Source organism: Wolbachia endosymbiont of Nasonia oneida (assembly GCF_009012935.1).
GTDB classification, from domain to species: Bacteria; Pseudomonadota; Alphaproteobacteria; order Rickettsiales; family Anaplasmataceae; genus Wolbachia; species Wolbachia pipientis.
In genome coordinates this window covers 1-3,079 of the sequence record NZ_QESS01000037.1, presented here as the reverse complement: position 1 = coordinate 3,079, position 3,079 = coordinate 1, and the positions used below count along the sequence as shown (strand labels likewise).

At 33.8% G+C, this 3,079-nt stretch carries 2 protein-coding genes and 2 pseudogenes; 2 read left to right on the top strand and 2 right to left on the bottom strand.

What is annotated here, in order from left to right; genetic code table 11:
- Together DEF52_RS05905 and DEF52_RS05900 are read right to left on the bottom strand one after the other, a co-directional pair.
- Nucleotides 1-236: pseudogene (locus tag DEF52_RS05905) on the bottom strand (hypothetical protein); the annotation flags it as partial.
- A gap of 296 nt (nt 237-532) precedes the next feature.
- Nucleotides 533-925 (bottom strand): TraR/DksA family transcriptional regulator, encoded by a 393-nt coding sequence (locus DEF52_RS05900; RefSeq protein ID WP_010963040.1) that lies wholly within the window; start codon nt 923-925, stop codon nt 533-535.
- 106 nt (nt 926-1,031) lie between these two features.
- Between DEF52_RS05900 and DEF52_RS05895 the strand changes: the two genes are divergently transcribed.
- Both DEF52_RS05895 and DEF52_RS05890 read left to right on the top strand, forming a co-directional pair.
- On the top strand, nt 1,032-1,679 hold the full coding sequence (locus tag DEF52_RS05895) for a heme exporter protein CcmB (RefSeq protein ID WP_151808123.1): 648 nt from the start codon (nt 1,032-1,034) through the stop codon (nt 1,677-1,679).
- Between the two features lie 547 nt (nt 1,680-2,226).
- A pseudogene (locus DEF52_RS05890) lies at nt 2,227-3,039 on the top strand (IS110 family RNA-guided transposase); the annotation flags it as partial.
- Between the last annotated feature and the right edge of the window lie 40 nt (nt 3,040-3,079).

Genomic DNA, 3,079 nt, shown 5'->3' with positions numbered 1-3,079 from the left:
GTGAAAAACATTCCAAACTTTCTCTCCACTTTTTCTGGGTAAGGTCACATGTCAATGGCTCCATAAGTTCACATTCTATTCCCAAACTTTTTTTAACTAACTTTAAAATCATAGAAAATACTGTCGAAAAAGGAAGTTTTCTTGTTCGTGTAAAACTCAACACAATGGATTTTCTGAAAAGTTTTCGAGTATATTGCATTTTTAATTTGTAAGATAAGATCTTTTCCTTTTTGCATGCCTCACCTAAAAAAGACACATTTTAAACTTTTTTGTTGCAATAAAATAGAAACAAAAGTGCTGTCCCTTGCACTCTTTGGATAATTTAATGATAAAAAATTTAGAGAGAAATTTTATACACTATCGCTGATATTTTTCCTTAAGTTGACGCCATTGCCTGAACGGATACAACTTAATTTTTAATCTGCAGGAGTCAAGTTGAGAATGTCCAATTTTCCACTTTCTTTATAGCATAACATACTTCAGCGCCTCTTGCTCCTCTTGAAGTCCAATGGGCTCACCACTTATGTGTAAATTAATCGTTAATGTTGTACACGTTCTTTTCTTTTTCTACTCTCTCTTGCTCTTCAATACAATATATAGCAAGCGGATTAGCTTTAAGTCTTTCGACTCCTATTTCTTCTCCTGTTCCATCGCAGTAACCATAAGTGCCTAATTTTATTTTTTCTAACGCCTCCTTAATTTTTTCTTTTCTATCTTTTCGACGCTTGATTAATTCCTCGTTTCCACTATCTTCATCAGAATAGTATGTATCAATACTATTATCTTCTAGTTCTTGTTTCTCTAACTCAGCGAGTATTGATTGTAACTTTAAGCTGAAGTATTCCAGTTGTTTTACGCTCATATATTCTTCATCTTCTGAAGGAGTGTAATCTTCTGGTGACTTTATTTTTGGTAACTTTTCCATAATTGCATTATCAAAAAAATAATAAAACCTATATAATTTATGAACAAAAAATTATACTACCTCAAAGTAAACACTATAATTTATAATAAACATTTAAAAGCCTAGTATGATCGACTCAGTAAAAAAATTAGTAATAGATGATAAGAACTTTACCTATATAGTATGTATTTTTATCATAATGTTAAGTTTATCTTCATTTACACTTAAAAACAACAATAAACAAGAAGTTATGTTAACATTAACATGGATATGTGCTACATTTGTTTTGCAGATTTCTACAAATAATTTGTTTACATCTGATTATCATGATGGAATATTAGAGCAAATCTTTGTACAGCCACTCTCTTCTAGGCTTATAGTTGCTTATAAAATTTTCGCTCACTGGTTATTATTTGGGTTACCGATTTCAGTAATTTCTTCCATATTCAGCTTTGCAATTCTAGGCAATAGTATTGAACACTCAATAGCAGTTGGAGTGTCTTTATTATTTAATACGCTGATAATCATTAATATTTCAGCTACTGGAAATGCATTGATGATTGGTCGAAACAACTTAGCATCAGGAGTATCGCAAATTCTTGTTTTGCCAATGATAATGCCAACCTTTGTGTATTTTAAAATGCTAACTCAATTTGAAAATTTATCCTTGAATATTTATACACTACTAATCACCATCTTAGTTTTTGTTATTTTGATTGTTAACAGCACCATAACTACTCACATGGCACTAAAATTTGCTGTGGAACAGGATTGAAAAATCTTACTGTTATTCAGTAGACTTCTTGCATAACCTAGAAAAAAGGCAAATAGTTATTATAGATTTAGGTTTATCGACAATTTGAAAAACCTTCATTCCAGCATCCTTCCCTGTCATCCAAGTAGCCCTTCGTTGTCATCCCAGTGTCAAAAACTGGGATAACAGCTAACCTGACAACCGTCATCCCGCTACTTGTTAGCGGCTAAGAGATACCGTGACAGTATGACGGTTCGCGGTGGCATGACGATAAGCCTCATCATCCCGCTACGTGTTAGCGCCGCAGCGGTATGACGATTCGCAGCGGCATGACGAGAAAGGGGCTTGTATCTTGTAAAAAGCATTTAATGTTTTAAGCTTAAGCATTAGATGGAGAAGGGAAAAACTTTGGCATCTGGCTTAGATATAAAATCTGTGCTGCAGATAAGAGTTCCCTTCTCAAAAGTATAGGCTGGACGGTATCGTAGAAAAACCTAAATGGTTCTAATTCTGTATTCACAAGGTAAGCCTTACTTTTCATTTTAAATGGTAACGTATGGGGTTATATATGATCAACAACTTTTTAGGAATAGACATATCAAAAGATCGCTTTGATGTTTTTCTTTCATTCATAAGCAAAAAAGGAAAACGTGAAACTAGGAAAAGGAATTTTAAAAACGAGGATTCTGGGTTTCAAGGTTTGCAGGACTTTCTACAAAAACATAATGTAGAAGAAGTAAAAGCCTGTATGGAAGCTACTGGTTGTTATGGTGAAGCTTTGGCTGAATTTCTTCACAATGCTGGATATTTTGTTAGTGTTGTAAATCCTTATTGCATAAAATCTTATGCAAGGAGTAAGCTTGTACGACAAAAGAATGATCAGACCGATGCGGAAATTATTGCTGATTACTGCCAAAGACAGGAACCAACTCGTTGGACACCACCTTCTCCTGAGTTAAAAAAATTAAAACATCTTTATCGTTGCTCGGCTGCGTTAAAAGATGAATTTACATTAGTAAATAACCACTTAGAAAAAAAAGAGAGACTGCCTAAAGAAGTTGCAAATGCTTGGGAAGACCTTGCAATGAACATAGAACAAAAAATAGAAACAATAAAAAACTCCATACGTGAATTATTAAAGCAACACAAAGAGTTGTTGGAAAATTTTCAACTTCTACTGACTATTTCAGGTATAGGAGAAGAATCAGCAATAGCTATTTTAGCTGAGGTTCCTGACATAAAAGCTTTTAGAGATGCCAGGCAATTAGCAGCATATGCAGGAGTTATACCGAGAAATATAACATCAGGTTCCTCTGTATATGCCAAACCCAGATTAAGTAAATCAGGTTCACGAACACTACGTAAGGCAATGTATTTCCCACTGCCATTAAGTTAAGGAAGGAATGGTAAAAAACGAACCA